Source organism: Peptoniphilus lacrimalis DSM 7455 (assembly GCF_000378725.1).
Lineage (GTDB): Bacteria > Bacillota > Clostridia > Tissierellales > Peptoniphilaceae > Peptoniphilus_A > Peptoniphilus_A lacrimalis.
In genome coordinates, this window is the sequence record NZ_KB900367.1 from 1 (window position 1) to 26859 (window position 26859).

At 29.4% G+C, this 26859-nt stretch carries 28 protein-coding genes; 10 read left to right on the forward strand and 18 right to left on the reverse strand.

The features are described from left to right. Together F594_RS0100005 and F594_RS0100010 are read right to left on the reverse strand one after the other, a co-directional pair. Window positions 1-760 (reverse strand): elongation factor Tu (locus F594_RS0100005; protein WP_019034098.1); only part of this gene is annotated, 760 nt, incomplete at its 3' end. Between the two features lie 188 nt (window positions 761-948). After that, window positions 949-2307, reverse strand: coding sequence for an MATE family efflux transporter (locus tag F594_RS0100010; RefSeq protein ID WP_019034099.1), 1359 nt, complete (start codon window positions 2305-2307; stop codon window positions 949-951). A gap of 391 nt (window positions 2308-2698) precedes the next feature. Between F594_RS0100010 and hutG the strand changes: the two genes are divergently transcribed. Beyond that, a complete protein-coding gene (gene hutG, locus F594_RS0100020) occupies window positions 2699-3706 on the forward strand; it encodes a formimidoylglutamase (protein WP_009344747.1) in 1008 nt (335 codons plus the stop codon). A gap of 99 nt (window positions 3707-3805) precedes the next feature. Here hutG and F594_RS0100025 read toward each other — a convergent pair whose 3' ends face one another. After that, window positions 3806-4939, reverse strand: coding sequence for a 2-oxoacid:acceptor oxidoreductase family protein (locus F594_RS0100025; RefSeq protein WP_009344737.1), 1134 nt, complete (start codon window positions 4937-4939; stop codon window positions 3806-3808). A gap of 185 nt (window positions 4940-5124) precedes the next feature. Here F594_RS0100025 and F594_RS0100030 point away from each other — a divergent pair, with 185 nt between their 5' ends. Together F594_RS0100030 and htpG are read left to right on the forward strand one after the other, a co-directional pair. Further along, on the forward strand, window positions 5125-6030 hold the full coding sequence (locus F594_RS0100030; RefSeq protein ID WP_019034101.1) for an AEC family transporter: 906 nt from the start codon (window positions 5125-5127) through the stop codon (window positions 6028-6030). A gap of 77 nt (window positions 6031-6107) precedes the next feature. Further along, on the forward strand, window positions 6108-7979 hold the full coding sequence (gene htpG / locus F594_RS0100035; protein WP_019034102.1) for a molecular chaperone HtpG: 1872 nt from the start codon (window positions 6108-6110) through the stop codon (window positions 7977-7979). A gap of 347 nt (window positions 7980-8326) precedes the next feature. Here htpG and F594_RS09600 read toward each other — a convergent pair whose 3' ends face one another. The 3 genes from F594_RS09600 to F594_RS0100050 form a co-directional block, all read right to left on the reverse strand. Continuing rightward, window positions 8327-8545: a hypothetical protein gene (locus F594_RS09600; protein WP_147285951.1), complete on the reverse strand. Its 219-nt coding sequence runs from the start codon at window positions 8543-8545 to the stop codon at window positions 8327-8329. Window positions 8546-8681: 136 nt separating this feature from the next. Beyond that, complete coding sequence (locus F594_RS0100045) at window positions 8682-9143, reverse strand: hypothetical protein (protein ID WP_019034104.1); 462 nt, start codon at window positions 9141-9143, stop codon at window positions 8682-8684. Between the two features lie 179 nt (window positions 9144-9322). Further along, window positions 9323-10495 (reverse strand): carboxylate--amine ligase, encoded by a 1173-nt coding sequence (locus tag F594_RS0100050; RefSeq protein ID WP_009344741.1) that lies wholly within the window; start codon window positions 10493-10495, stop codon window positions 9323-9325. A gap of 110 nt (window positions 10496-10605) precedes the next feature. Here F594_RS0100050 and tpx point away from each other — a divergent pair, with 110 nt between their 5' ends. Further along, a complete protein-coding gene (tpx, locus tag F594_RS0100055) occupies window positions 10606-11106 on the forward strand; it encodes a thiol peroxidase (protein ID WP_019034105.1) in 501 nt (166 codons plus the stop codon). Next, the gene (rlmH, locus tag F594_RS0100060; RefSeq protein WP_019034106.1) at window positions 11106-11585 is read left to right on the forward strand and encodes a 23S rRNA (pseudouridine(1915)-N(3))-methyltransferase RlmH; all 480 of its coding nucleotides are present in this window, start codon (window positions 11106-11108) and stop codon (window positions 11583-11585) included. The genes tpx and rlmH overlap by 1 nt, the downstream gene beginning before the upstream one ends. Here the strand turns inward: rlmH and F594_RS0100065 are convergent, their stop codons facing one another. The 5 genes from F594_RS0100065 to sdaAB form a co-directional block, all read right to left on the reverse strand. Beyond that, window positions 11586-12035, reverse strand: coding sequence for a hypothetical protein (locus F594_RS0100065; RefSeq protein ID WP_019034107.1), 450 nt, complete (start codon window positions 12033-12035; stop codon window positions 11586-11588). A 50-nt stretch (window positions 12036-12085) separates the two neighbouring features. Further along, window positions 12086-12634 (reverse strand): DUF3783 domain-containing protein, encoded by a 549-nt coding sequence (locus F594_RS0100070; RefSeq protein ID WP_019034108.1) that lies wholly within the window; start codon window positions 12632-12634, stop codon window positions 12086-12088. 154 nt (window positions 12635-12788) lie between these two features. Further along, complete coding sequence (locus F594_RS0100075; protein ID WP_019034109.1) at window positions 12789-14024, reverse strand: dicarboxylate/amino acid:cation symporter; 1236 nt, start codon at window positions 14022-14024, stop codon at window positions 12789-12791. Further along, window positions 14021-14905, reverse strand: a complete 885-nt coding sequence (gene sdaAA / locus F594_RS0100080; RefSeq protein ID WP_019034110.1) for an L-serine ammonia-lyase, iron-sulfur-dependent, subunit alpha — start codon at window positions 14903-14905, stop codon at window positions 14021-14023. The genes F594_RS0100075 and sdaAA overlap by 4 nt, the downstream gene beginning before the upstream one ends. Beyond that, the gene (sdaAB, locus tag F594_RS0100085; RefSeq protein WP_019034111.1) at window positions 14906-15571 is read right to left on the reverse strand and encodes an L-serine ammonia-lyase, iron-sulfur-dependent subunit beta; all 666 of its coding nucleotides are present in this window, start codon (window positions 15569-15571) and stop codon (window positions 14906-14908) included. A gap of 369 nt (window positions 15572-15940) precedes the next feature. Between sdaAB and F594_RS0100090 the strand changes: the two genes are divergently transcribed. Further along, the gene (locus F594_RS0100090) at window positions 15941-17263 is read left to right on the forward strand and encodes a M18 family aminopeptidase (RefSeq protein WP_019034112.1); all 1323 of its coding nucleotides are present in this window, start codon (window positions 15941-15943) and stop codon (window positions 17261-17263) included. Between the two features lie 69 nt (window positions 17264-17332). On the opposite strand, the gene F594_RS0100095 is transcribed toward F594_RS0100090, so the two are convergent. The 5 genes from F594_RS0100095 to hisS form a co-directional block, all read right to left on the reverse strand. Continuing rightward, window positions 17333-17635: a hypothetical protein gene (locus F594_RS0100095; protein WP_019034113.1), complete on the reverse strand. Its 303-nt coding sequence runs from the start codon at window positions 17633-17635 to the stop codon at window positions 17333-17335. Window positions 17636-17643: 8 nt separating this feature from the next. Next, on the reverse strand, window positions 17644-18189 hold the full coding sequence (locus F594_RS0100100; protein WP_019034114.1) for a M48 family metallopeptidase: 546 nt from the start codon (window positions 18187-18189) through the stop codon (window positions 17644-17646). Next, a complete protein-coding gene (gene cls, locus F594_RS0100105; protein ID WP_019034115.1) occupies window positions 18189-19649 on the reverse strand; it encodes a cardiolipin synthase in 1461 nt (486 codons plus the stop codon). The genes F594_RS0100100 and cls overlap by 1 nt, the downstream gene beginning before the upstream one ends. A gap of 4 nt (window positions 19650-19653) precedes the next feature. After that, window positions 19654-21480, reverse strand: coding sequence for a translational GTPase TypA (gene typA, locus F594_RS0100110; RefSeq protein ID WP_019034116.1), 1827 nt, complete (start codon window positions 21478-21480; stop codon window positions 19654-19656). A gap of 88 nt (window positions 21481-21568) precedes the next feature. Beyond that, entirely contained in the window at window positions 21569-22876 is a 1308-nt protein-coding gene (hisS, locus tag F594_RS0100115; RefSeq protein WP_004823846.1) for a histidine--tRNA ligase, read from the reverse strand. A gap of 164 nt (window positions 22877-23040) precedes the next feature. On the opposite strand from hisS, the gene F594_RS0100120 reads away from it, so the two are divergent. Both F594_RS0100120 and F594_RS0100125 read left to right on the forward strand, forming a co-directional pair. Continuing rightward, a complete protein-coding gene (locus tag F594_RS0100120; RefSeq protein ID WP_019034117.1) occupies window positions 23041-23511 on the forward strand; it encodes a DUF2975 domain-containing protein in 471 nt (156 codons plus the stop codon). After that, window positions 23508-23711: a helix-turn-helix domain-containing protein gene (locus F594_RS0100125; RefSeq protein WP_004823838.1), complete on the forward strand. Its 204-nt coding sequence runs from the start codon at window positions 23508-23510 to the stop codon at window positions 23709-23711. Before F594_RS0100120 ends, F594_RS0100125 begins: the two co-directional genes overlap by 4 nt. A gap of 39 nt (window positions 23712-23750) precedes the next feature. Here F594_RS0100125 and F594_RS0100130 read toward each other — a convergent pair whose 3' ends face one another. Then, on the reverse strand, window positions 23751-24185 hold the full coding sequence (locus F594_RS0100130; protein ID WP_009344956.1) for an Hsp20/alpha crystallin family protein: 435 nt from the start codon (window positions 24183-24185) through the stop codon (window positions 23751-23753). A gap of 225 nt (window positions 24186-24410) precedes the next feature. Then, complete coding sequence (locus tag F594_RS0100135) at window positions 24411-25433, reverse strand: LCP family protein (RefSeq protein ID WP_019034118.1); 1023 nt, start codon at window positions 25431-25433, stop codon at window positions 24411-24413. A 117-nt stretch (window positions 25434-25550) separates the two neighbouring features. On the opposite strand from F594_RS0100135, the gene F594_RS0100140 reads away from it, so the two are divergent. After that, window positions 25551-26237: a DUF188 domain-containing protein gene (locus F594_RS0100140; protein ID WP_019034119.1), complete on the forward strand. Its 687-nt coding sequence runs from the start codon at window positions 25551-25553 to the stop codon at window positions 26235-26237. Next, complete coding sequence (locus F594_RS0100145) at window positions 26237-26773, forward strand: nitroreductase family protein (RefSeq protein ID WP_019034120.1); 537 nt, start codon at window positions 26237-26239, stop codon at window positions 26771-26773. Before F594_RS0100140 ends, F594_RS0100145 begins: the two co-directional genes overlap by 1 nt. The last annotated feature ends 86 nt before the right edge of the window (window positions 26774-26859 follow it).

Sequence of the window (26859 nt, forward strand, 5' to 3'; positions counted from 1 at the left end):
TTTCGTTTGTTAGTCCTACGATTTCTACTGTGTCGCCTACTTTTACTGTTCCTCTTTCTACTCTTCCTGTTGCTACTGTTCCTCTTCCTGTGATGGAGAAGATGTCTTCTACTGGCATTAGGAATGGATGGTCTACATCTCTTGCTGGTGTTGGAATGTATTCGTCTACTTCTTCCATTAGTTTTACGATTTTATCTCCCCATTCTCCGTCTGGATCTTCTAGGGCTTTTAGGGCTGAGCCTACTACTATTGGTGTGTTGTCTCCGTCAAAATCATATTCTGATAGTAAATCTCTTACTTCCATTTCTACTAGTTCGATTAGTTCTGGGTCGTCTACTTGGTCTTCTTTGTTTAAGAATACTACGATTTTTGGTACCCCTACTTGTCTTGCTAGTAGGATGTGTTCTCTTGTTTGTGGCATTGGTCCGTCTGCTGCACTTACTACTAGGATTGCTCCGTCCATTTGGGCTGCTCCTGTTATCATGTTCTTTACGTAGTCGGCGTGGCCTGGACAGTCTACGTGTGCGTAGTGACGGTTTGGTGTTTCATATTCTACGTGAGATGTTGAGATTGTGATTCCTCTTTCTCTTTCTTCTGGTGCCTTGTCTATGTGGGCATAGTCTATGAATTCTCCGCTGCCGTATCTCTTATTTAATACTAATGTTATTGCTGCTGTTAATGTTGTTTTACCGTGGTCAACGTGGCCTATTGTTCCTACGTTAACGTGGGGTTTATTTCTTTCAAATTTTGCTTTTGCCATAATTTTCCTCCTAGAGTTTCTTATTGCTTTTATAATACATTAAATGTATAGAATTTTCAAGATTTTAAGAAAATTAACAATTTTTAGCCTATATAGAAATAAAAGATCATTTATCTTTTTTCTAATATTATTATAAATGATTTTAAATTTAAATGGGATAGAATTTTGTTGCTATCCCCTCGGTCTAATTATATACTTTCTTTTATTAAATCAATTCTTTTCATTGCAAAATTTTTCATAAAGTATGAAACAAAAATTATAGATGAAGTTTCAGATAGAAGATATGACCACCAAACATATTCTATTGGGGCAATTCTGCTGACTATATAGGTATAGGGCAAAATAATTATAATATTTCTTATTACAGCATCTATTAATGTTAATATACCGTTTCCCAAGGCTTGAAATACTGAACCTCCCATTATTGATATTCCTGCAAAGATAAAACATAAAGCTATAATTCTAAGCATTGTTATGCCTACTTCTTTCATAGCATCTGATGCAGAAAAAATATCTAAAAGTTCTTCTGGAAATATCCATAATATAGCTGTGCCTAAAATCATCATTATTGTTCCTACAATCATTGTTAGCTTTATTGTTTTTATTATTCTTTTTTTATTTTCAGCTCCATAATTGTAGGCTATTATTGGAACCATCCCATTTGTTAAGCCAAATATCGGTAAAAATATGAAGGATTGTATTTTATAGTATGCACCCAATGCCGCTATGGCGCTGGTTGAATATATGGATAAAATTTTATTTAAAAAATAAATTGTTGTTGATGTTACTGATATCATTACGATCGATGGCAAACCCACTTCGTATATTTTTTTTATTATTTGTAATCTAGGTCTTATTTTTTTTATCTGTATATCTTTATTGAGTTTAAAATTAAAATATATTCCAAAAAGTGCCCCTATAATTTGCCCCACGACTGTCGCTATGGCGGCTCCCTTTACTCCCATTGCTGGAAAACCGAAATACCCAAAAATAAAGATAGGATCAAATATAATATTTATTAATGCTCCTATGCCTTGAGTAAACATGGTAAGCATTGAGCGTCCTGTGGATTGAAGTAGTCTTTCGCAATTGATTTGTATAAAAACCCCCATGGAAAACGCCATTATTGTGGATAAGTATTCCACTCCATAATTTACTATCTCTTGTGAAACATTTTGTGATATATAATAATATCTTGGTAATACAAATGAAAGAATTAGCAATATGATGCCATATAAAATTGATAAAAATATTCCATTTTCTGCAGATAGGTTTGCTTTGTCGAAGTTTTTTTCTCCCAATGACCTAGAAAGCAAAGAATTTGTACCTACTCCTGTGCCTACTGCTATTCCTACCATTATATTTTGAAGTGGAAAGGCTATAGAAACTGCTGTGAAGGCTTCTTCTGAAATTTTTCCTATATAGTAGGAATCAACCATGTTATATAAAGCTTGGATAAGCATTGAAATTATTATTGGAAAAGATACTGTAAAAAGTAGCTTACCTATGGGGTCAATTCCTAATTTATTTTCTTTTATTTTTTCCATAGTTCTCCTTTCTTTATAAACATAACTATTTTACCTTATAAATATTTTTTTTTAAAGTTTTTAAGGATTTATTATAAAGTGTTTATTGTAGAATTTTAGAGAAAATCTTCGGATTTTTCTTATTTTGAACAAGTTTAATATTGTAAAAATAGGGTTTTGTAATTATTATATACTTAGTTAGGTTAATTATATGATATTGTTTATTATTTCAAAATTTCCTAATAAGATTTATAAAAAGTTTAAAGAATTTTTTACTATTATGTATAATGAAAGTAAAAATCCTTTGACCAAGGATAAAATCATAAAAATGTTTTGCAAATTTTTATTCAATTCAAAAATTAAAAATAATGTCAAAACAAGAATTAATTAATTTTTAAAAAGGGAGATTATTATGATTAAATATTATACTCCACAAGACATGACTTTATGGAGTGGTAGAATTGATGATGAAAATGATTTTTCAGCTTTTAGGTGGCATCAATGGGTTCAAAGAATTGATCTAAATGATGACAGTCTGAAGCCCTTTGATGGAAAGCTCGGTTTTGGAATTTTAGGTTTTGAATCTGATCAGGGTATTGAGCTTAACAAGGGTAGATATGGTGCATCAGCAGGGCCTTTTGCTATAAGAAAAGAGCTAAGCAAACTTCCATGTCAGTTCAACCAAAACACTAAGATTTTTGACTGCGGTAATGTTACAAGTAAATATACAAGCCTTGTTGAAGCGCAAAATGCTTTGGCAGATGCTGTGAAAAAAATCTTATCTTTAAATTTATTTCCTATCCTTTTAGGTGGTGGCCACGAAATTGCTTTCGGTCATTACAAGGGACTTTCAAATTATTTAATGGATAAGGAAAAGAAAAATTTAGGTATTGTTTCTTTTGACGCTCACTTTGATTTAAGACCCTATGACAAAGAAAAGGGTGGAACCAGTGGCACAATGTTTAGGCAAATTGCTGATTTGTGTGAAGAAAGAGGCGATAAGTATAATTATTTTGTAATGGGAATCCAAAAACATTCTAATACACAAAGCCTTTTTGATACTGCAGATAATTTAGGAGCTCATTATATTCTTGCAAAGGATATAATTAATTCTGATATTCATAAAATTGAACAAAAACTTGAAGATTATATTAAAGATCTTGATGAAATTTATATAACTATTTGCTCTGATGTCCTATCTACTGCTTATGCTCCTGGTGTTTCAGCGCCTCAACCCTTAGGTCTTGACCCTGAAAAAATTCTTATTCTTTTGAAAAAAGTTTTGCAAAGCGGCAAGGTTTTATCTTTTGATATTGCAGAAGTCAGCCCAAGGTTTGACCATGATAGTATCACTGCAAATATGGCTTCAATTTTAATTTATACTGTTGTGACTAGCCTTGCTAATCATATCTTCGATTGAGTATTTGCCTAATGATTTTATGAAAAGATAATTTTATTCTACAAAAAGGGCTACCTTTTAGGCAGCCCTTTAATATTTAAGTATTATTTATAAGCTTTATTAAATACTTTCTTCATTTTCTTCTTTTAATATTTGATATTGTCCTTCAAGTTGTTGAAGTTGGTAGTTTTCCCAATATTTCAATTCATCATATAGTCTTTTTGCAAAGTCTTTTTTCGCTTTTTCAGAAGCTTTTTTATAAAATTCTATGGAATTATTTTTTAATTTTATTGCTTCTTCAAATATTGAAAGTGCCATTATCCTCTTTTCATCAGAAAATTCTTTCCAATTTATTTTTTCCTCTTCTATAGGTGTTTTATCGACTTCGTCAATATAAATTGATTGACCTTTTAATTTCTTTATCAAACCCTTCAGATAGAGTAAATGTTCATCAGATTGTTTGGCTAGTGAACCAAAAACTTCAGAAGTAATATTTCCCCTTAAAATTTCCTTTGACTTATTATAAAACCTTACCATTATTATTTCATTTTCTAAAGCATGTTCAGCTATGGAAAGATCATCTTTAAAGGTTTCTGAATCTATAGAATCTTTAAAGTCTTCGCTTAATTCTTCAAATTCAAATTTTTCTTTATTATATTTATTTGTTTTGACTTCAGCATTTGATTGTCTTTCAATATGTTTTTCTTTTGCACTTGAGCTTCTTACAGCTCCTGCACCTGTAACTACTGCCTTTTGATAAATTGGTAATAAATCTTTTAAATCATAGCCGAAAACTTTTGTAAATGCTTTAACAACTGTTCCAAAGTTTAGGGCTTCTGTTACTTCTAGGAATGCTCCCAACATAATCATATGGCTTGTTTTTTGATATCCCAGTTTTCTTGCAAGTTCTGTTGCGGGAATTTTATAAATATTTATATCATCTCTTTTTGGTATGTAATCTATTATAGTTTCATTTATAAATAAATTGCCACCTTTTTCCAGTTTTTCTACAAGTTTTTCTGAAACATCTCCACTTATTATTATCAAGTCAGATAAATCAGTTTCTAGGCAATTTTCTCCTTCAGATTGAGAATAAATTAAACAAAACTTTGCCATGTTAGGTGATTTTTTTCCATAGTTGGGAAGCCAAATAATATTTTTATCTTCATCCATGCTGCCATAGGCTAGTAATTCTCCCATAGCCATAACGCCAGTACCAGCTAATCCTGTTGCAATAATTTTTCTTTTTTTCATTTTTACCTCCCTGTTTTTTACTATATTTATATTATACACTCTAAGTTATGAAAAAAAATATATAAAGGAAAAATTTACGTTTCGTTTAATTTATTGTTTTTTCACGATAAAATCAATTTAAACTATTGATATAGATATATTTAAAAACAATAATTTTTATTATACAATATAAAGGGGAGGATTAGATGGAACTTTTATTCACAATACTTAATTTAATAACATTCATTGTAGTAGGTTATATACTAAAAAGGATAAAATTATTTTCAAACAGGACTGCTCAAGAATTAAATTCTTATGTCTTCAAAATAGCCTTTCCTTTAAATGTTATTATGTCTTTTTATGGCGTTGACTTAAAAGAGGTTATCAATTTATCTTTCATTTTATATATAAGTTTAACTTTTCTTATAACTTTTATTTTTGCTAAATTTGTCGCTAGAATATTACATACAAACCCACTCACAAGAGCTGTGTCAACTGTTGCTATTTATAGGGGTAATTTTATTATTATGGGATTTCCCATTTTAGAATCTTTATTTGGATCCTCAGCACTTATTTATGCGGGAATTATTGTTGCCGTTTCTCAAGTTTTTTATAACATTACTACAGCTTGGCTTTATGAAAGAGCGAGCCTTGGAAAGGTTGCTTTTAAAAAATTATTTATTAATGTCCTTAAAACTCCAATGTTAATTGGTGTATTTTTAGGCATAATAATAAATTTATTAGGTATTAATTTATTATTTTTAGAAAAGCCTTTAACAACTATTGGCAAAACTGCAAGTCCTTTTGGGCTTATAGTTTTGGGGCACGGATTTATTTTTACTTACAACAAAAATAATATAAAAAATACCCTAGTTATTGCTTTTTCTAAGCTTATCTGCCTTCCGGCTATTGCTTTTTTGACTACAGAACTTTTTAATCTTACAACTTTAGAAAAATCTATATCTATAATTCTTTTTGGCTGCCCCACCGCAATAGTATCCTATACTTTTGCAAAAAATTATAAGGCTGATACAGAACTTGCTCAAGATTATGTAGTTTACACAACAATTTTGTATGCCTTAACTATCTACCTTGTGCTTTTAGTTTTATAGGAAAATTTGACTATTTAAGAAAAAAGTTATATATTATTAGCAGAGGCATTCTTTGAGTGCTAAAGAAAGGTGATAATATGAAAAATAAAGAATTTAAAACTGAGTCCAAAAGACTTATGGATCTCATGATTAATTCAATTTATACAAATAAAGAAATATTTTTAAGGGAAATAATCTCCAATGCTTCTGATGCTATGGATAAAATGTATTATATTGCTCTAACTGATGATAAAATAAATTTTAATAAGGACGATTATTATATAAGAATAAGTCCAGATAAGGAAAATAGAACTATTAGGATTTCTGACCACGGTATTGGTATGGATAAAAAAGAGCTTGAAGATAATTTAGGCACTATTGCAAAATCAGGTTCTTTAGATTTCAAAAATAATAATTCAAAAGATAAGGATGATAATCATCAAATCATAGGTCAATTTGGTGTGGGATTTTATTCTGCCTTTATGGTGGCAAAAAAAATTGAAGTTTTGACTAAATCTTATAAAAGTGACAAGGCTTATTTATGGGTCAGCGAAGAAGCTAAAGATTATAATATCTCCGAAAGCAAAAAAGATGATTTTGGAACTATAATCACCCTCAGCTTAAAGGACAATACTGACGATGAAAACTATGATGAATTTTTGGATGAATACAAAATAAAATCTCTTGTTAAACGCTACTCCAACTACATTCGTTATCCTATCAAGATGCTTGTAGAAAAAAATAAGCCCTCTAAAGATTCCACTGACGAAAACCCCAAGTTTGAAACTTACAAGGAAGATGAAGTTCTAAATTCTATGGTTCCTCTTTGGAGAAAAAATAAAAATGAATTAAAAGAAGAAGATTACGATAATTTTTACAACGAAAGACACTACGGCTACGATAAGCCTTTAAGCTATTTACACTTAAATCTCGAAGGAAATGTTTCCTTTAAGGCGGTTTTATATATTCCATCTCAAAGACCCTTTGACTTTTTCAACGTAGACAGAAAAAAAGGTTTGGAACTATATTCCAACGGGGTTATGATCATGGAAAATTGTGAAGAGCTTTTGCCTGATTATTTGTCTTTTGTAAAAGGTGTATGCGATAGCGAAGATATTTCTCTTAATATTTCTCGTGAAATGCTTCAAAATACTAGAGAATTAAGACTTATCAGACGCTCTATAGAAAAAAAGGTTTTTGAAGAGTTAAAAAGGCTTTTTAAAGATAAGAGAGAAGATTATATAAAATTTTTCCAAAACTTTGGTGTGATTTTGAAATCCGGTGCCTATGCAAACTTTGGTCAAGATGCAGATAAGTTAAAAGATTTCTTAATTTATAAGACAACAAAAAGGGATTATATATCTTTAGAAGAATACATTAAGGATATGAAACCTGATCAAAAATATATATACTATGCAACAGGTGAAAGTGTCGACCAAATCAAAGAACTTCCGCAAATAAAATCAATTATGGACAAGGATTATGAAGTTTTATTATTTGATGATCCTATTGACGAGTTTGTGGTAAAAGTTTTGAGAACTTATGGAGAAAAAGAATTTAAGTCTATATCTCAAGCAGAAGAATCCTCCGACAAGGATAAGGATGAATCTAATGAAGATTCTAAACTTCTATCTAGTATGAAAGATATTTTAAAAGATGAAGTTGTTGATGTTAAGGAAAACAAAAACTTGACTACAGATGCAGCTTTCCTTTCAAGTCAGGGAGAAATTTCTATTGATATGGAAAAAACTCTTGCTCATATGCCTGGTCAAGAAGGCTTTAAAGCAGAAAAAGTTTTGGAAATCAATCCAAAACACGTTGCTTTTAAAAAATTAAAGGAATTTGAAAAAACTGACAAGGATAAGTTCAAACTTTATACTGAACTTCTATACAACTGTGCAAGACTTATTGCAGGTCTTGATATTGATGACCCTGTCGATTTTTCTAGAAACATTGGCAAACTTCTTTAATTTATTTTCATTTCTTATACTTTTTAGTTTTTAAGGGACAGTCCTAAAGGACAGTTCCTTTTTTCAAATATAAGTATGCACAGCTTATTTCCAGTCTTGATATTGATGACCCTGTCGATTTTTCTAGAAATATTGGTAAATATTATAAATATTAGATAATAATAAATATAATAATTCAACTACATTTATTCATATGAAAAAGTGTATTTATTTTGCATTATTCATATGAATAAATGTAAAATATTTGCAAAATCCATAGGAATAATATAACCTTTACTAAGGACTTAAAAAATATATTAAAGGATTTTTAAATTTTAAAAGGACTGCCCCTTTGAGCAGTCCTTAATTTATTCAAAAAATTTTCTGTTAAAATAATATAGACCTGAAAAAAGTAATCCCAATAACAATATTATGGCTAAAGTTCTTGTTAAATAATTATTTCCTATCCAAAAAAGATAAGCTCTTATGTTTATATTAATTCCTAATTGTGGGTTAAGTTTAGCATAACAATAATCATCACTACTAAACCAATATATACTTGGAATTAAAAAATAATATAAAGCCATAAAGATATAAAAGATTAATTTCGCCCTATCCAATCCTTTTAACTTATAGAAAGATTTTAATTTTAAATTATTTTTTCTAAATAGCTCCCATATTTTAGTTAAAATATAAACGCCTATTGAAATAAAAAATAACATCTCATTTACCTCTTTGATAAGCTATACCTTGATATTTAAGCATATTTGCTTCATCTCCATATCCTGTATATATGGTTACTTCCATTTCAAACTCTCTTAAAACTAAATGTTTTTCTCCTGTTATTCTATCTTGCATATAAGTACATCTAACCCTTCCTGTATATGTATATATTAAGTCCAAAGATCTAACATCTGAATCTAATATAACGCCTGCAAATGCACCTGTGAATGCACCGGCTCCTCCGCCAATAGCATATGCTAAAATGCTAGCAACTCCCACACCCATCGCTCTCATTAACTTAACTTCATTTCTTCCAAAGTGATTTCTGTTTGTTCCTCTAGGTCCACAATATTCGTATTCAACAATCTTTTGATATCTATTATCTCTTAATTCATAATTAAGAGACTCTGAATCATTTTTTTCAAAATTATAATTTTGTGCAAATATACTTGTATAGCTCAAAATTGTAGTACAAATTAATACCCCTTACACTAATTTTTTCAAAGTTTCATTCATAATTGAATCCCTCCTAAAATTTTAAAAACTTTCATATGACTATATGAAACTTATTTTTTCTTTTATAATTTATTATAAAAGCTCTTTGTTTTTTTTAATTTTACCCATTATTATTATTCAAAAAATTATCTAAAAATTTTATGCCCTATTGCCCATAGGAAAAATTTTATTCCTGGCATGGGGTCTTTTATATTCCATGTTGATGAAACTTTTTTAAATCTATAATCTTTTATTATATCTTTTAAAGTCATCTGTCCTGATTTCAGATATGCTTTTATGGCTGAAAAATCTTCATATTGGTACTTCCAATATACTTCTTTATTTTCTTTTATCTTTGGACCTTGGAAATCTTCTCCTATTGAATGCAAATAGTAATACAAAGGTGTGTTCATGCCCATTTCATGTTGGAGCCACACAAAATTTACAAACCTTACATTTATTTCTATAAGATATATATCCCCTGTTTTTTCATCTCTTTTTAGTTCGACTTCTGCAAAGCCTTGGAAATCTTCTCCTTTAAAAAGAGGCATACACAAATCATAAAGTTCTTCAATATAAACCTGCTTAGCATAAGTTGATGCTCCAAAATTTATAGGCCATTGGCGAATCTTTGATGTTGTCATAAAGGCTTTTGCTTCTTTATCTTTCATATATACATCGAAGGAATAACAGTTTGAATCAGGTCCTTTAATGATTCTTTGAACAAAACATCTAAGATTTTTTTCTTTAACTTTTTTGATTTTTTCTTCTAATTGCCCTCTGTTAAAAACCTTAAAGGCTTTTTGTCTAAAGGTATTTACAAAATTCATAGAATCTCTAGGCTTTAGTAGACAAGGATAGCCGAAATCTTTATCAACTTTTTCTAATAAATCTTCATCATCTATGTCTAAAATCTCCGGAGTTTTTATGCCGTATTTTTCTGTAAATTCTACAAGGGTTCTCTTATCCATAATTTTTTTATAAAGACCTTTTTTATCGTTTGGCCACAGAAAATATTTTTTTAGTTCATCATAATTATTTTCCATAAATTCAACATAAAGGTCGGCTGTTGGAAAAAGAACTGGCTTATATTCTTCTTTTTTTGCATAGTCAATTAAAAATTCCACTAATTTTTTTTCTTCTTTTTTGTAGTGAGGACCAATAAGGGCTTCTTTTACATATTTTGAAACTCCATAATGACTTTTTTTGTCATGGTCAACAGAAACCACATAAATTCCTTGCATTCCTAAGGCTCTTACTACTCCAAGGCCTATATAATAATTTGTCCCTAAAACTACGGCTTTATTTTTATATTTCATATTATCACATCCAAATTTTTCTCTATATATTTTACCTAGATTTTAAATATTTTTCAAATATTGGGATATAAATAACATAGATATGATTTAAAATAATTGAGGAGGTTAATATGCAAGTAACATTCGGAGGAAAAAAATTAAATTTATATGGCCAAGTGGTAAAAGTTTCAGATAAGGCTCCTGATTTTAAGGCAGTAAATAATGATCTGTCTTCCTTTGATTCTAAAGAAAACCAAGGAAAGGTTGTTGTTTATTCAGTTGTCCCTTCCATTGATACGGGAGTTTGCTCACTTCAAGCAAGAACTTTTAATGAAGAAGCTGAAAAACTAGGCGACGATGTAATTGTAATTACAGTTTCCTGTGACCTTCCCTTTGCTCAAAAAAGATTTTGTGCTCAAGAAGGTATAAAAAATTCTATAAGCATTTCTGATTACAAGGATCATGATTTTGGTAAAAAATACGGATTTTTAATAGAGGATTTGGCTCTTTTATCAAGAGGGGTTGTAATTGTAGATAAAAACGGTAAAATAGCCTACACTGAATATGTAAAAGAAGTTAGTAATGAAGTGAATTTTGAGGCAGCTCTTGATGCTGTTAAAGCTTTAATATAATGGAAATAAATATAATTTCTGTAGGCAAAATTAAGGAAGATTATTTTAAAAAAGCCATTGAAGAATATGAAAAAAGGTTAAAGGCTTATTGTAGGGTTAATTTTATTGAGCTAAAAGATGAATCTGAAGGGAAAAATTTATCCGACAAGGATATTGATATAATTTTAGACAAGGAAGGCAAAAGAATTTTAGAAAAAATAAAAGAGAGGTCTTTTATTATTGTCCTTGACATATTGGGCAGAAGTATTGATTCTGTTGAGTTTTCCAAAAAAATTAATGATATAATGCTTGATGGCATAAGTTCAATTGATTTTATAATAGGGGGATCCTTAGGTATAAGTCAAGAGGTCAAAGATAAAGCAAATTACAGCCTTTCATTTTCTAAATTTACCTTCCCTCATAAACTTATGAAAGTTATCTTAATGGAACAAATTTACAGGGCTTTTACTATAATTAACAATAAAACTTACCACAAATAACTAAATTAATTTGTTTAATAGCTCCACTAGATTATCATATGCTAGTGGGGTATTTTCTTTGCCTTGAGAAGAAACTGTATAATTATTATCAAAAATTATTTCAACTTCCCAAGTTGGCGGGCTTTGGTCAAATTTATTCCAAGCCTCCAAGGGTAGTCTTAGAATTTCATTATTCAAATATTCCCATTTGCCTATAAGATCAATATAAGGACAATTTCCATCAAAAATATCTTCATTTTTTGAGTTTGATTTATAAAGAACCTGCCCGAACTTTTCCTTATTTATATAAAAAGATAAGTCTTTATTTTTATCTTTCAAAAAAAATTCTTTTATTTCTGCATCAGCAAAGCAATAACCATCGTTACATTTTTGGGACAAAATATCATTTTTTAAAAATTTCTTATATCTATCCTTAGAAAGTCCACTAAATTGGTCTTGTCGTTTTCTCATCTACATCACCATTTAAAATATAACATATAAATGAATAGATTTTTTTCATCTTATCTATTGAATTTTTGTAAATATTTTGATAAATCTTCTCTTATCTTATCAAGTTTTTTTTCATCAATTACTTGGTTTTGCAAGGCGTATGCCCTGTCTAATAAAATTTTTAAGTCCTTTTTACTACAATCTTTTTCAATCAAATTTTGAGCTTTTTTAACTAATATGCCTAAATTTTTAAATTTGATCAGTAGTCTTCTTTCATCTTCTATATGTTTTAATAGATAAGAAAGAGTCCAATCTATATTTTTTTGTGTTTGAACTGCCTTATGGCTTATTACAAGTCCTCTTTCTTTTAATTCCAATAGGAATTTTTTCATATAGTCCCTATCAAAATCTGAAAATAAAGCAAACTGAATTTGTGAAAAATCATTTTTGTTTATATCTTCATTGTGTTTAAAATTTTCAATACCGAGAAGATAACCAATTTTTTCATTATAGTCTTCTTTTTTTAATTCTCTAGCCTTAATTTCAAAATCTTTGCAAAGCTCAGTTAAAATTCTTTTTTCTTCTTCACTAAAGCCTAAATACATTAATTTTTTACTCATTTTCTACCTCTTTTTAATTTACTAATTTCTCATTCTTAACAGTATATTATGAAATTTTAAAAATATAAAGGATATAAAATACCCTCTCAACTGTTCTGACCAGTAAAGAGGGTAGATATAAATTTTTATGCCAATTCTAAAATAATCTGAATTTTTATCCTTCTATTTTTACCTCTTCCTTATCATCTTCTTCGGGAATTGGTCTTTTTACTATATATTTGTAATAAATTTTTTCAACTGCTATAGAAATTGCATTATCTCCACTTACATTTGCAGCTGTTCCGAAAGAATCTTGTGTCAAATATAGTGAAATTAAAATTGTTGCCATAGTTCCAGTTGATTCTACTCCAACATAGGGTAAAAACGGAAGTGCGCTCATAACTGCTCCTCCCGGTGCACCAGGTGCTGCTACCATTGCTACTCCTAATATACAAATAAATCTCATAATAATCGCAAAAGATGCGTTCATTTTAAACATCGTTAAAAGGGTAAATACGCAAGCCGTTAATGTTATCATTGAGCCTGGCATGTGAACTGTGGCACAAAGAGGAATTACAAATTCCCTAATTTGTCTTGTTACTCCCATATTTTTGTTACAATTTACATTTACAGGAATAGTTGCGGCTGATGATTGAGTTCCTACTGCTGTTAAATAAGCAGGTACTGCTTTTTTTATGCTTGAGAAAGGATTTTTTCCTGCATAAATACATGATACAAAAAATAGAGCTGAAATATAAATTAAATGTAGTGCTATTATGCACACAAATATTCTTCCAAAAATTCCGAGTATTGCAAAAACTGAACCTGAATTAGAAAGTCCGCAGAAATTACCAAAAATAAAGAATGGTAAGATAGGAATTACAAATTTAGCAAGAACCATGTTTATAATGTCAGAAAATTCGTTAATTATGTTATAAAGTCCTTGTCCCTTACCCTTATTTCTGAGCACTGATACGCAAAGTCCAAGCATAAAAGCAAAAACTAAGGCATTGGTTACTTCAATTATTGGTCCCAAAGGTATAGTAAAATATGGGTCAAGAGTTTTTGATGATGCTTCTTGAATTTTTTGCACCAAATCTGGAGTTATAAATGATGGGAAAATATTTGAACTCATTACATATGATAAAGAGCCTGCTATTAGTGTTGAACAGTAGGATAAGATAACTGTTACAAGTAGGAGCTTGCCTGCTCCTTCTGAAAGATCAGCGATTCCTTTAGATACAAAAGCTAGAATCATAAGTGGTATAATAAAATTTAAAAATGCACCGAACATTGTTGAAAATGTTACGGAAACTCTTGTCATCCAGTCAGGTAAAAATCTACCAACTACAATACCTAAAGCAATTGCTATAATAATTTTTGGTATCAAACCAAGGGTCTTTTTTTTCATACTTCCTCCTTTAAATTTAAAAATTGTGCTCTTATTGCACATCCTGTTTTGGTTCCGGCAAGACCGCCAAGTCCTGTTTCTCTAATAGAAACATTTAATAGCTTTCCAACCTCTCCCATTGCACTTGCAACTTCATCAAAAGGTACAATTGATTTAATTCCTGCCATCGCCATATCAGCAGAAATTAAAGCGTTCATAACTCCAGATGCGTTTCTAAAATTGCAAGGATATTCTACAAGTCCTGCAATAGGATCACATGCAAGACCCAAAACATTTATAAGAGTTATACTTGCAGCTTCTAATGCCTCACTAGGTGAACCTCCAAGTATTTCCACAGCAGCAGAAGCTGCCATTGCTGAGGCAGAACCACATTCTGCCTGACATCCTCCTTCAGCTCCAGCAAATGTTGCATATTTGCCAATAATTTGACCGATGCCTATAGAGGTTAAAAGTCCTTTTACTAACACTTCATCATCTAAGTCATATTTTTCTTTTAATGACATAAGGGTTGCCGGCATAATTCCTGAAGAACCAGCCGTCGGAGCTGCTGCTATTGTTCCCATATTGGCATTTGTTTCCGATGTGGAAAAAGCCATTGCCATTGCTTTCATTAAGAACTTTCCAACAATGGGCTCACTCGTTTCCTGATAAGAAAAACACTTTTTAGCAAATCCATCAATCATTTTATATTTAGTGGTAAATTTTTTATCAAGAGTATTTGTGGAAGATTTTTTCATAACTTGTAAAATTTCTAAAATCTTTTCAAAAATTTCTTCCTTAGTTAAAGATGAATTTTTTAATTCATCCTCTAGAACTAAATCATAAATATGGCAATTATTTTTTTGACAATATTCAATAATTTCTTTTGCAGTATTAAACATTTATACCTCCACATATTTAGCCATCAAAAACTTAGAATTTGTTGTCAGTTTTTTTACTAAATCAATAGATAAATTTTGGTCTAATTCTATAGTTAAGTTAACAATTTCTGTAAGGTCATCTTTTATTGTATTTATAGATTCTATATTATAATCATTTTTATAAAGAATAGATGAGATCTCAGATATTATTCCTTTTTGCTCATTATATCTAAATAATAGAGTGGGATGAGTTCCGTCAAATTCAACTTGAATTCCGTTAATATCAACTATAATCATATTACCGCCACCAATAGAAGAACCTATAACATATTCTTCGTGGTCTTCATATACAAAAGAAATCTTAACTGTATTTGGGTGAAAATCCTCTCCCAAATCAGTAGCTACAAATTCATAATTTATTTTTTTGGAATCTGCTATTTTAAAAGCATCTCTGATCCTGTCGTCATAGGTTTTAAAACCTAATATTCCGCCTAATAAGGCTCTATCTGTCCCATGACCCTTATAGGTCATGGCAAAAGAACCGTGTAAATAAAATATAACTTTTTTATAATTTTCAGGGCAAATTCTAGATGCTACCCTGGCTATTTTGCATGCACCTGCTGTATGGGACGATGAAGGGCCTACCATAATAGGACCCAAAATTTCAAAGGCTCTATATTCTTTCATATTCTTTCCCCCTCTACAAAAATAATTATATCATTTCTTTATGTAAATATCATTATTATGACCTATTATTATGAGAATTTTACCGAACTTTTTATATTTGCATTAATTTTATGCCTTGCCTATTCTCCTATATGAAAGTTCCTTGCTTTGTTTTCAAATTAATTTTATACTAATTATAATATATATAAATTAGTAAAGAAAAATCTAAAATAAGTACTTAACAAATTTATTTAATGAAAAGTTTATCTATATGTATTAAGAGTATGTTTAAATTCATTAATTTTGAAATATTTTTTAATATAATTACTCTTCAATACTTGGGATTTGGATTTATCTTGACTAATCTTGATAAAAAGGAAAGGAAAAGAAATGTCTAAAGAAATCGTAAAAAAACTTATTAATTTTATTAAAGATTCCCCAACTTGTTTTCACGCAGTCAAAAATATGAAAAATATTTTAAAAAGTGAAAATTTTATAGAGCTTCTTGAGGGACAAACTTGGAAATTAGAAAAAGGAAAAAATTATTTTGTAACAAGAAATAATTCTTCAATTATAGCTTTCAAAATTGGAGAAGATATAAAAAATTATTCTTTCAATATTGTGGCTTCCCATACCGATTCTCCAACTTTTAAATTAAAAGAAAATGCTGAAATTTCTGTTGATAATAAATATATTAAACTAAATACTGAAGGTTATGGAGGAATGATTGTTTCATCATGGTTTGATAAACCCTTATCCTTAGCTGGAAGGGTCTTTATAAATAGGCCCGATGGTATTTTCTCTACCCTTGTGAAGATTGACAAGGATTTACTCCTTATTCCTAGCCTTGCAATTCACATTTCAAAAGATATGAAAGCTTCTACAGATAACAAACAAATTGACCTTTTACCTTTAATCTCTCAAACTTCCAAGGATGATGGGAAAAATCTTGTTAATAAGATATTGGCTTTAGAACTTAATATAGACCCTGATGATATTATTTCAAGAGATATATTTTTATACAACAGGACTCCAGGAACAATTTGGGGAGCTAATGAAGAATTTTTCTCCTGTCCGCAAATTGATAACTTAGAATGTGCTTTTACAAGTCTTTTGGGATTTATTAATAGTTATAATTCAAAATCTATTGATATTTACGCATCTTTTGATAATGAAGAAGTTGGTTCTGAAACTAAACAAGGTGCCCTATCTACATTTTTATTTGATGTCTTAAATAGAATTAATGAAAATTTATCTTATTGTAAAGAAGATTATTACAAGGCTATTTCTTCATCTTTTATGATTAGTGCTGATAACGCTCACTCTTTTCACCCTAACCACAAAGAGCTAACTGATGATACAAACTACGCATATATGAACGGTGGTATAGTTATAAAATCTCATGCTGGACAAAAATATACAAGTGATGGTCAAAGCATATCAGTATTTAAAAAAATTTGTAAAGATGAAAATATACCCCTTCAATTTTTCTCAAACAGGTCTGATAAAATCGGTGGATCAACCCTAGGAAATCTTTCACAAAATCATGTATCCCTAAATACTGTAGATATTGGTCTTGCACAACTATCTATGCATTCAACATATGAAACAGCAGGTGTTAAGGATGCTAAATATATGGTTGATGCCATTGAAGCCTTTTATAAATATCACTTCAAGGCAAAAGATAATTTTACATTTGAATTTACAAAATAAATTTCATTTTTATTATGATTTTTAAATATTAACTCATATAAAAAAGCTCCATGATTGGAGCTTAATTTTTTACATATTTTTTGTTGATTTTTCCTTATTTTCATTAACACTTTTATCGGTAGTTGTAATTTTATCATCACTTTTATCAGATTCTGAATCATCTTTTTTATCTTTTTTAAATACTTCTTTTACTTCTATTGCCTTTTCTTTTGTTTTATTCCAAATTACATGATAAGGCACAGATTTTATTTTGTCAGCAAAATACTCAGGATCTATCCTTTTTGTTCCTATAAATATAGTGATATTAAATATTTGCATAAGTATCAGTACTAGGAATACAACTATCAGTAATTTTAAAAATTTTTTTAACATATTATCACCTATGTATGCTTAAGTTTTTTGTCTAAATCCCTATAGTTAGGCATATATTTTTCTATTTCCTTATAAAAATCTTTAGAATGATTAGGGTATTTTAAATGAATAAGTTCATGTAAAACCACCGCCTCTATCTCTTCTATAGGTCTTTGGGCTAAATAAATATTAAGAATAATAAGCCTCTTATTGGGATAAGCTGTACCCCATCTAGCTTTCATCTTTCTTAATTTATATTCTTTAGGGGCAAGTCCTGTCAATTTTTCATATTTTTTAAATATATGAAAAAGTATATAAGAAAGCTCTTTTCTATATAAGTCATCAATTTCCTTTTGGCTAAAATTTTCCTTTAATTTTTCACCAAAGAGGTGATTTTTATAAGTTGACCTTTTCTTATCGTCTTCTATTAGTTTTTCGACAATAGCCTCATTTGATTCGTATATGTCTAGTATATGAGATGTGCTTAAATTTTGAGGGGCAGAAATTTTTACAACTCCATCTTCCACTCGTATTTTTACATTTTTTATATTTTTTCTATCTATATTAATTTTCATTACAATAAGGGTGACAAAAGTCTTGAGATCTGTTCTCTAATTTTTGTGAAAAGTCCTCTTTTTTCATAGATTTCTTTAGTTATTTTTTTACAATCTTTTAAATCATTTTTAAAATCTTTTTTTAGTTTTTGATTTAATTCATAATCAAACATAAAAGCATTAACCTCAAAATTAAGCTCAAAAGATCTTATATCAAAATTAGCCGTTCCTACTGAAGAAAGATAATCATCTGAAATCATAATTTTTGTGTGTAAAAATCCTTTTTGATACATATAAACATTTACACCCCAGTCCAATAATTCTCCAGCATAGGATAGAGATGCCCAGTGAACAAAAAGATGGTCCTTTTTTTGAGGTATCATTATATTAACTTCAACGCCTGAAAGAGCTGCTACTTTTAGACATTTAAAAAGTCCCTCATCTGGTACAAAATATGGTGTTTGTATATAGATTTCTTTCTCAGCTCTAGTTATAAGTTTTTCATAACCATTTCTTATTGAATCGGCTTTTGTATCTGGACCTGATGTAACAATGGAAACATCCTTATTTCCCTTTTCTTTTAAATATATAGTTGAAAAATTCTTTATGTCTTTTTTACTGGCAAACTTATAGTCAAGGTAAAATCTCCATGAAAGTCCATTGACTGCATCACCTAAGATTCTTAAATGTGTATCTCTCCAATTCCCAAATTTTCCATTTCCCACATACTCATCACCAACATTTAAACCGCCTACATAGCCTATTTTTCTATCTATTATTGCTATCTTTCTGTGGTTTCTGTAATTAATGTGAGTATTTATTTTGGGCAAAATCCCTGGAAAAAATACAGCAAAATTAACGCCTGCACTCCTTATTCTTTCTCTATCACTTGATTTTAAATGCCTTGCACCCATGCCGTCTACTAATAAGTAAACATCAAGCCCTTCTTTTGCTTTTTCTATCAATAAATCAATAAATTGGCTTGATAATTGGTCAGATTTAAAAATATAGTATTGAATATAAAGGCTTTCTTTTGCATTTTTTATATCTTCAAATAAAGCCTTAAATTTTTCCAATCCGTTGTTAAAAATTTTTACATCATTTTCTGAATAGAGAATTTCTCCTTCAGCGTTATTAAACATCTTAACTATTTCTTTGTATTCTTTAGTTTTTGCATTGGAAGACTTATATTCTCTACTCTGTATATTTTCAATCGTGTCCCTGTATTTATTCTTAGTTATCCTATCTGCTTGTGTTTTTGAATCAAACATCTTAGATTTAGATACATCTTGACCTATTAATAAATATAATATAATACCCACTATGGGTATAAAATTAATTGCCATTACCCACAGCAAGGTTGAAGTAGGTTTTTTCCTTTGAAAAAACACTACTGCTGCTGAAAAAATTATATTTATTAAAAATATTATTGAATAAAATTGTGCAAAAGATTTTATTGCATCAAAATACATCTTTAGCATAGAATCACTTCTTTTTATTTTTTGATTTGTATCTTTGTTGTGAGCTTAAAATTTCTTTTCTAATTCTAAAATCCTCTGGTGTAATTTCTATTAATTCGTCATCTTCAATAAACTCTAAAGCTTCTTCCAAGGTTAAGTTTTTAACCGGTGATAGTTTTAAAGCTTCATCTGAACCTGAGGCTCTGACATTTGTTTGTTTCTTTTCTTTAGTTACAGAAACTTCAATTTCAACACCCTTTGGAGATTCTCCTACTACTTGACCTTCATAAACTTCTTCTCCAGGACCTACAAAAAGACTTCCTCTTTGTTGGGCATTATTTAATCCATAAGTTGAAGCTACTCCTGTATCAAAAGACACAATAGATGCATTAACTCTTCTTGGAATATCACCCTTGTATGGTGCATAATCTTCAAATACTGAATTTAAAATCCCATTTCCTTTGGTATCAGTCATAAATTCTGTTCTATATCCAATAAGACCTCTGGCTGGAATCAAAAATTCTAGTCTTTGATAACCTCCTTGAGGTTCTTGCATTGTTACAAGTTCTCCCTTACGTCTGCCAAGCTTTTCAATAATCGCTCCTACATATTCTGATGAAACATCTATTGTAACTCTTTCAATAGGTTCATATTTTTTAGAATCAATAGTTTTAAACAAAACTTGAGGTTTGGAAACTTGGAATTCATATCCTTCACGTCTCATATTTTCTATTAATACACTTAAGTGAAGTTCCCCTCTACCGCTAACTTTAAAAGAATCTGTAGAATTTGTTTCTTCAACTCTTAAAGATACATCAGTTTGAAGTTCCCTAAAAAGTCTTTGCCTTAACTGCCTTGAAGTTACAAACTTACCAACTTTTCCGGCAAAAGGTGAATCATTTACTGAAAAATTCATTGAAAGTGTTGGTTCTGAAATTTTTACAAATTCAAGGGGTTCTTTGTCTTGTTCACTTGTTAAGGTATCTCCTATATTAATATCTTCAATACCTGTAATGGCAACAATGGAACCTGAACTTGATGATTCTACTTCATCTCTTTCAAGACCTTCAAATTCATATATTTTAGAAATCTTAACTTTTTCTTCATAACCCGGTTTTGTAGAATTTACTATATAAACACTATCATTTTCTTTCAAAGTTCCACTTTCAATTTTTCCTATACCAATTCTTCCCACATAATCGTTATAGTCAATTGTTGAAATTAATAGTTTAAAAGATTCGTTACTTGCTTCAACAGGAGCTGGTATATAATTTAGAATTGTTTGGAAAAGTGGTTCCATAGATGTCATTTCTTCATCTAATTTTTTGCCAGCAATTCCCCTTTTAGCAGAAGCATAAACAAAAGGTGCATCAAGTACATCTTCACTAGCTCCAAGTTCAATAAATAAATCTAAAACTTCATCTACAACTTCTTCAGGTCTTGCTTCTGGTCTATCTATTTTATTTATGCATACAATAACAGGTAAATGAAGTTCGAAGGATTTTTTTAGAACGAACTTTGTTTGAGGCATAGGACCTTCAAAGGCATCAACTAAAAGAACAACTCCATTTACCATCTTAAGTACACGTTCAACTTCTCCACCAAAATCAGCATGGCCAGGTGTATCAATAATGTTAATTTTTACTCCATTATAGTGAACTGCGGTATTTTTTGATAAAATTGTAATACCTCTTTCACGTTCAATGGCATTAGAGTCCATAACACGTTCGTTTACGACTTGATTTTTTCTGAAAATTCCCGATTGTTTTAAAAGAGCATCAACTAAAGTTGTTTTACCATGGTCAACATGGGCAATAATTGCTATATTTCTAATATCTTCTCTATAGTTCATATTTCATCTTCTTTCTTTTAATTCCTTTATATTGTAATATTTAAATAAAAAAAGTGCAAGATTTAGAGCCTTGCACTAAATAATAATTTTACTTTGAAAATTTTTCTACTAATTTATTAAAATCAACTTCTTCTTGCTCGCCTGTAGCCATATTTCTTAAAGAATATAGACCATTTTTTACTTCATTTTCGCCTAAAACAATAGCATAAGGTACTTTTATTTGGTCGGCATATTTGAATTTTTTTCCTAGTTTTGCATCTTCTGAATAAATTGTGACCTTAACATTTTTTTCTCTAAGTTTAGCTAAAAGTTTTATTCCTTCATGGATAAAACCATCCATAGGCAAAATAATAATATCAATTAAAGATTTATCTTCGGCTGAAATTATTTTTGCTTGTTCTAATTGATAGAATAATCTTGAAAGACCGATTGAAATTCCCACTCCAGGTAGGGTTTTTTCTGTATAATATGAAGCAAGATTATCATAACGACCTCCTGAACAAACAGAGCCTATTTTTGGATAATCATCAAGAGTTGTTTCATAAACAGTTCCCGTATAATAGTCTAGACCTCTAGCTATTTTCAAATCAATCCTGTAATTTTTTTCATCAATATTGTAAGCTTTAATACATGAAATAAGTTCACTCATCTCATCTAAACCTTGGTTGAAAGTTTCTTCATCAATGTTTAAGTCTTTTAAAGCCTGAATAATTTCGTCATTTGTACCTTTTATTTCAATAAATTCAAGAATTTTTTTACCTTTTTCTCTATCTATTCCTGACTCTTCAAGTTCTTTAAGCACATTTTCAGGTCCTATTTTTTCTATCTTATCAACAGCTCTTAGTGCATTTTGTGAATCAGAAACTCCAAGCCATGCGAAAAATCCCTTTAAAATTCTTCTGTTATTAAGATGAATAGTAAAATCTGAAAATCCTAAATCTTTAAAAGTATGATAAATAACTACAGGAAATTCGGCATCATTTGCAATTGAAAGTTCACCATTTCCTATGGTGTCAATATCACATTGATAAAATTCTCTAAATCTTCCTTTTTGAGCCTTTTCTCCACGATAAACCTTACCTATAGCATATCTCTTAAAAGGAAAAGAAAGTTCTGAGAAATGCTCAACTGTATATCTTGCAAGAGGCACAGTTAAATCAAACCTTAAAGACATATCTGTATCACCCTTAGTAAATCTATAGATTTGCTTTTCGGTTTCTCCTCCTCCCTTTGCCAAAAGCACTTCAGACTTTTCAATAACAGGAGTATCTATAGGTAAAAAGCCTGCTCTTTCAAAATTTTTCCTAATAATATCACGCATTTGATTAAACAAAATTTGCTCTTTAGGAAGAAGTTCCATAAAACCAGGCAAAGTTGACGGTTTTACTATACTCAAAAAATCATCTCCTTATACATTTATAACGTATTAATATTATATCCATTCTACCACATATAAGACTTTGTTGAAAGCTTTATAAAATTAATAATTTTATTGATAATTGATAAATTTTTATTGATATTCAATAAAATTATGTTTATAATAATTTATGAGGTGATGATATGAAAAACTATAGACCCCTTATAATTAAAATTGGACTAATTATTTGTATATTAGCTATACTTTTACTTTCTTACGTCCTACATGAATTTTCCTTCCAATTAGCGGAAGAATATCCTGAACTTTCATATATGAGATTACCCATGTTTATTTTATGTATGGGTGTTAGTTTATCTACAATTATTGCAATAATTTTTGCATTTTTTGCCCTATTAAACTATGAAAAAAATCAAATATTTACCATAAAACTATATAAGAATTTAAAAAATATAAGCAAAAGCCTATATATTGCAATAATTTTTGAAATTCTAATCCACATTTATAGTCATATTAATGTTCCCTATCCAATTACAAATTTTTTTGTAAAAATTGTTATACTTTTTTACTTTATTTTATCTCAAATATTTCTTTTAATAGCTGATATAATTTACAAAGGAGAAAAAATAAAAAAGGATTGGGATTTAACAATATGATAAAAGTGGAACTTGATTTAATGCTTATAAAAAGAAATATTACCTTGACTGAACTTTCAGAAAAAGTAGGGATAACCATTGCCAATTTATCTATTTTAAAAACAGGTAAGGCAAAAGCAATAAGGTTTTCTACCTTATCTGAAATTTGTAAAGCTCTTGATTGTCAGGTAAGTGATATCTTAAAATATGTAGACCAATAAAAAAACCTGCAGATTTTTGAAAGTGCAGGTTTTTTCATCTTATTCTATTTCAATTTTTTTAGAAGTTTGCACTTGAGGTTTTTTGGGAACTGTGATTTCCAAAACTCCGCCTTCAAGCTTTGCTTTTAAGCCATTTTCATCAATGTCTTTGAAAAACATTGACCTTGACATTTCTTGTGTCTTTCTTTCCTTGTGTATATAATTTTTCTTTTCGTCTTTCGTTTCTTCTGATTTCTTAGCAGATATTGTCAATCTGCCGTCATTAAGTCCAATACTTATTTCATCTTTTTTAAATCCTGGAAGTTCAGCTTCGATTTTGTAAGAGCCTTCTTCTTCAGAAATATCTACTTTGAAAGAACTGGACCTAAGTGCTCTTTCTTTAGAATATTCATCATTAAAGAATGAATCAATCATATCATAAAAATCACCAAATCTTTGGTCTAATAAGCTTCCAGTGTAAGGTTTAATACTCATATCCATCTTCCTTTCATAAATTTTATTTGAATCTATTTTCTAATATTTAAAGTGGATTTATTTTTATACTCATTAGCAGCCACTCACTTCTTCTGCTAATCTATCTATATTATAAAATGTTGGTCAAAGATTGTCAAGCTTTTTTTAGAAATTTTTTTGACTTTTTTTGACTTTTTACATCCTAAATTTTAATCATAAATTTTATATAAAAAAGTCAGCTAAATTTTACTGACTTTCAAAATTTAGCTGACTTCTAGCCTTTTCATTTTCTTTTTTCTTTTCTAATTCTTCTTCTGTTAAATTCTCTTCATTTTCTTCTCTATTTAAAAATTCTTTCAAAACTCCTCTTGCATAATCCTTGTCCACCTTATAATAATCTATATTATTTAAAACTTTTCTTTGACCTTGAAGAGTATTAAATTCTATATCATCTTTTTCAAGGCTCATTGCATAATAGGCAAGGTAAGAAAGCTGACCATAAGAAAAATCAGTTTTTACATATCTATTTGCTATAGATACAAGTTTTGGTAATTTAAAAATTGTAGAAGGATTTTTTAACTTCTCAAATACTTTCATTATAAATCCCTGTTGGGCATGAATTCTACCTATATCCTGATCTTCATAATATTTTCTGATTCTTAAATATTTAACAGCATCTTCTCCATTTAAATTATGGACGCCTTCATGAAAATTAATTTCAAGAGGTGGGATGGTTGAAGGGTCATTGTAAGAATATTCTGGTGTATAAATTTCAACACCCCCTATAGCATCTACGAGCTCCTTAACAGCATCGTATTCTACAACAATGTAGTGGTCTATTTTGCAGTCCATAAAATCCTCAACAGAAGATATCTGAAGTTCCAATCCTCCTCGAGAATATCCTGCATTTATCTTATAATTATCATAACCTTTTAATTTATAATATGTGTCCCTAGGTATCGAGATAATATGTGCCTTATTTTTCTTAGGATCTATAGTTAAAAGCATAAGAGTATCTGCTCTTTTAGAATTTTCATCCACTTCATAGGTAACCCTAGAAGAATCAAGTCCAATCATTAAAACATTAATAGGGTCTTTATTTTGATTAAAAACATTTATTTTTCTTGGCTCCTTATTAACTTCTTCTTTTTTTGTAGTTGTAGTTGTAGCTACTTCTTCTCCTCTGGGAACCATTAAAAATGCAAGTGCTAAGCCGCTCAATAAAATTAATATTACAAGGCTTACAAATATGGTATAAAATCGCTTCATTGATGCACCTCTAATTTAGTCTATATAAATAAATCATATTTTTCAATAGTTTTTTTATTATTTTAGAAAAATGTAAGATTTGCCTGCAAATTTTATTTTTATGGGTATAATTGATATATGAAAGTATATTTAGATTCAGATGCAGCATCTATTAGAGATTTGGCTGTTGAAGTTTGCAAAGAAGAAAAAATTGAAATAATACTTGTTAAAAACTATAGCCAAGATTTTTCTACAAATTATGGCACAATAATTAATGTGGATGTTGAAAGTGATGCAGCAGATTTATACATTGTAAATCATCTTGAAAAAGGAGATTTAGTCCTTACAAACGACAAGGGACTATCATCTCTTGCCCTTGCAAGACTTGCTTATGTAATGGATTTTGGTGGTAATACTATTAATAACTTAAATATAGATTCATATTTAGCATCTAGACACATGAGCAGGTTGATGAGAGAACAAGGAATATATACCCACTTCAAAAAAAGAAAAAAGTCTGAAAATATAAATTTTGAATCAAGTTTAAGAGAATTTTTAAGGAGGAATAAAAAAATGTTAAAATTACTTGTTTCCAGCCATTGCCCTGATTGTCCACCAGCTTTAAAATATGTAGAAGATAATAAAATTAATTTAGAAATCATTGATATTACATCATCAATGAAAAATCTTAAATATTATCTTTCATTTAGGGATAATAATCCTTATTTTGATAAGATAAAAAAAGATGGAAATGTTGGAATCCCTCTATTTATTGAAGATGAGGGCAATAAATTCTATACTTTTGAGGAGTTTAAAGAAAAATAATGGATTTTTTAGAAATAGCAAAGAAAAGACAATCAACAAGAAATTTTGACCCTTTAAAAAAAGTCCCTCAAGAATTGTTAGAAAGGTGCTTATCAGCTATGGTATTATCTCCATCGGCTTGTAATGCCCAACCTTATTTTTACTATGTTCTTGAAGGTAAAAAAGCGAAAAAAGCCGCAAAACTTACAGGAAAAATGAATGCATTTTCTAAAGATGCCCCTGTAATAATTGTTGTCTGTGAAGAAAATTATAATTTGACTGCAAAGATAGGATCTATTGTTAAAAATCAGGATTACAAATCAATAGATATTGGAATTTCTGTTGCCTATTTAACATCTGAAGCAACAAGCTTGGGACTTTCAACTTGTATCATGGGTTGGTTTGATGAAAAAGAACTTGGAGAGCTTTTAAAGTTTAAGGGAAAAATAAGACTTGTAATTGCTCTTGGCTACAGCAAAGATGATGAATTAAGAGAAAAGAAAAGAAAAACAAAAAGTGCAATATATAAAATATTAGATGATGAAAGTATATCTTAAAAAATTTAATAAATTTCGTATTGGTTATTTTTATAATTTTTCCAAAAAACAATCGGCATAAGTTTTTTCTTATGCCGATTATTTTA

What these genes read in the sequence shown, in the direction of transcription:
- F594_RS09600 (WP_147285951.1), bottom strand. Translation starts at nt 8,545, where the DNA reads ATGGCTTTATATTATTTTTTAATTCCAAGTATATATTGGTTTAGTAGT.
- typA (WP_019034116.1), bottom strand. Translation starts at nt 21,480, where the DNA reads ATGAACTATAGAGAAGATATTAGAAATATAGCAATTATTGCCCATGTT.
- F594_RS0100065 (WP_019034107.1), bottom strand. Translation starts at nt 12,035, where the DNA reads ATGAGAAAACGACAAGACCAATTTAGTGGACTTTCTAAGGATAGATAT.
- sdaAB (WP_019034111.1), bottom strand. Translation starts at nt 15,571, where the DNA reads ATGAAAGAATATAGAGCCTTTGAAATTTTGGGTCCTATTATGGTAGGC.
- F594_RS0100025 (WP_009344737.1), bottom strand. Translation starts at nt 4,939, where the DNA reads ATGAAAAAAAGAAAAATTATTGCAACAGGATTAGCTGGTACTGGCGTT.
- htpG (WP_019034102.1), top strand. Translation starts at nt 6,108, where the DNA reads ATGAAAAATAAAGAATTTAAAACTGAGTCCAAAAGACTTATGGATCTC.
- rlmH (WP_019034106.1), top strand. Translation starts at nt 11,106, where the DNA reads ATGGAAATAAATATAATTTCTGTAGGCAAAATTAAGGAAGATTATTTT.
- tpx (WP_019034105.1), top strand. Translation starts at nt 10,606, where the DNA reads ATGCAAGTAACATTCGGAGGAAAAAAATTAAATTTATATGGCCAAGTG.
- F594_RS0100140 (WP_019034119.1), top strand. Translation starts at nt 25,551, where the DNA reads ATGAAAGTATATTTAGATTCAGATGCAGCATCTATTAGAGATTTGGCT.
- F594_RS0100010 (WP_019034099.1), bottom strand. Translation starts at nt 2,307, where the DNA reads ATGGAAAAAATAAAAGAAAATAAATTAGGAATTGACCCCATAGGTAAG.
- hutG (WP_009344747.1), top strand. Translation starts at nt 2,699, where the DNA reads ATGATTAAATATTATACTCCACAAGACATGACTTTATGGAGTGGTAGA.
- cls (WP_019034115.1), bottom strand. Translation starts at nt 19,649, where the DNA reads ATGCTAAAGATGTATTTTGATGCAATAAAATCTTTTGCACAATTTTAT.
- F594_RS0100130 (WP_009344956.1), bottom strand. Translation starts at nt 24,185, where the DNA reads ATGAGTATTAAACCTTACACTGGAAGCTTATTAGACCAAAGATTTGGT.
- F594_RS0100075 (WP_019034109.1), bottom strand. Translation starts at nt 14,024, where the DNA reads ATGAAAAAAAAGACCCTTGGTTTGATACCAAAAATTATTATAGCAATT.
- F594_RS0100120 (WP_019034117.1), top strand. Translation starts at nt 23,041, where the DNA reads ATGAAAAACTATAGACCCCTTATAATTAAAATTGGACTAATTATTTGT.
- F594_RS0100100 (WP_019034114.1), bottom strand. Translation starts at nt 18,189, where the DNA reads ATGAAAATTAATATAGATAGAAAAAATATAAAAAATGTAAAAATACGA.
- sdaAA (WP_019034110.1), bottom strand. Translation starts at nt 14,905, where the DNA reads ATGTTTAATACTGCAAAAGAAATTATTGAATATTGTCAAAAAAATAAT.
- F594_RS0100030 (WP_019034101.1), top strand. Translation starts at nt 5,125, where the DNA reads ATGGAACTTTTATTCACAATACTTAATTTAATAACATTCATTGTAGTA.
- F594_RS0100070 (WP_019034108.1), bottom strand. Translation starts at nt 12,634, where the DNA reads ATGAGTAAAAAATTAATGTATTTAGGCTTTAGTGAAGAAGAAAAAAGA.
- F594_RS0100095 (WP_019034113.1), bottom strand. Translation starts at nt 17,635, where the DNA reads ATGTTAAAAAAATTTTTAAAATTACTGATAGTTGTATTCCTAGTACTG.
- F594_RS0100050 (WP_009344741.1), bottom strand. Translation starts at nt 10,495, where the DNA reads ATGAAATATAAAAATAAAGCCGTAGTTTTAGGGACAAATTATTATATA.
- F594_RS0100125 (WP_004823838.1), top strand. Translation starts at nt 23,508, where the DNA reads ATGATAAAAGTGGAACTTGATTTAATGCTTATAAAAAGAAATATTACC.
- F594_RS0100145 (WP_019034120.1), top strand. Translation starts at nt 26,237, where the DNA reads ATGGATTTTTTAGAAATAGCAAAGAAAAGACAATCAACAAGAAATTTT.
- F594_RS0100135 (WP_019034118.1), bottom strand. Translation starts at nt 25,433, where the DNA reads ATGAAGCGATTTTATACCATATTTGTAAGCCTTGTAATATTAATTTTA.
- F594_RS0100090 (WP_019034112.1), top strand. Translation starts at nt 15,941, where the DNA reads ATGTCTAAAGAAATCGTAAAAAAACTTATTAATTTTATTAAAGATTCC.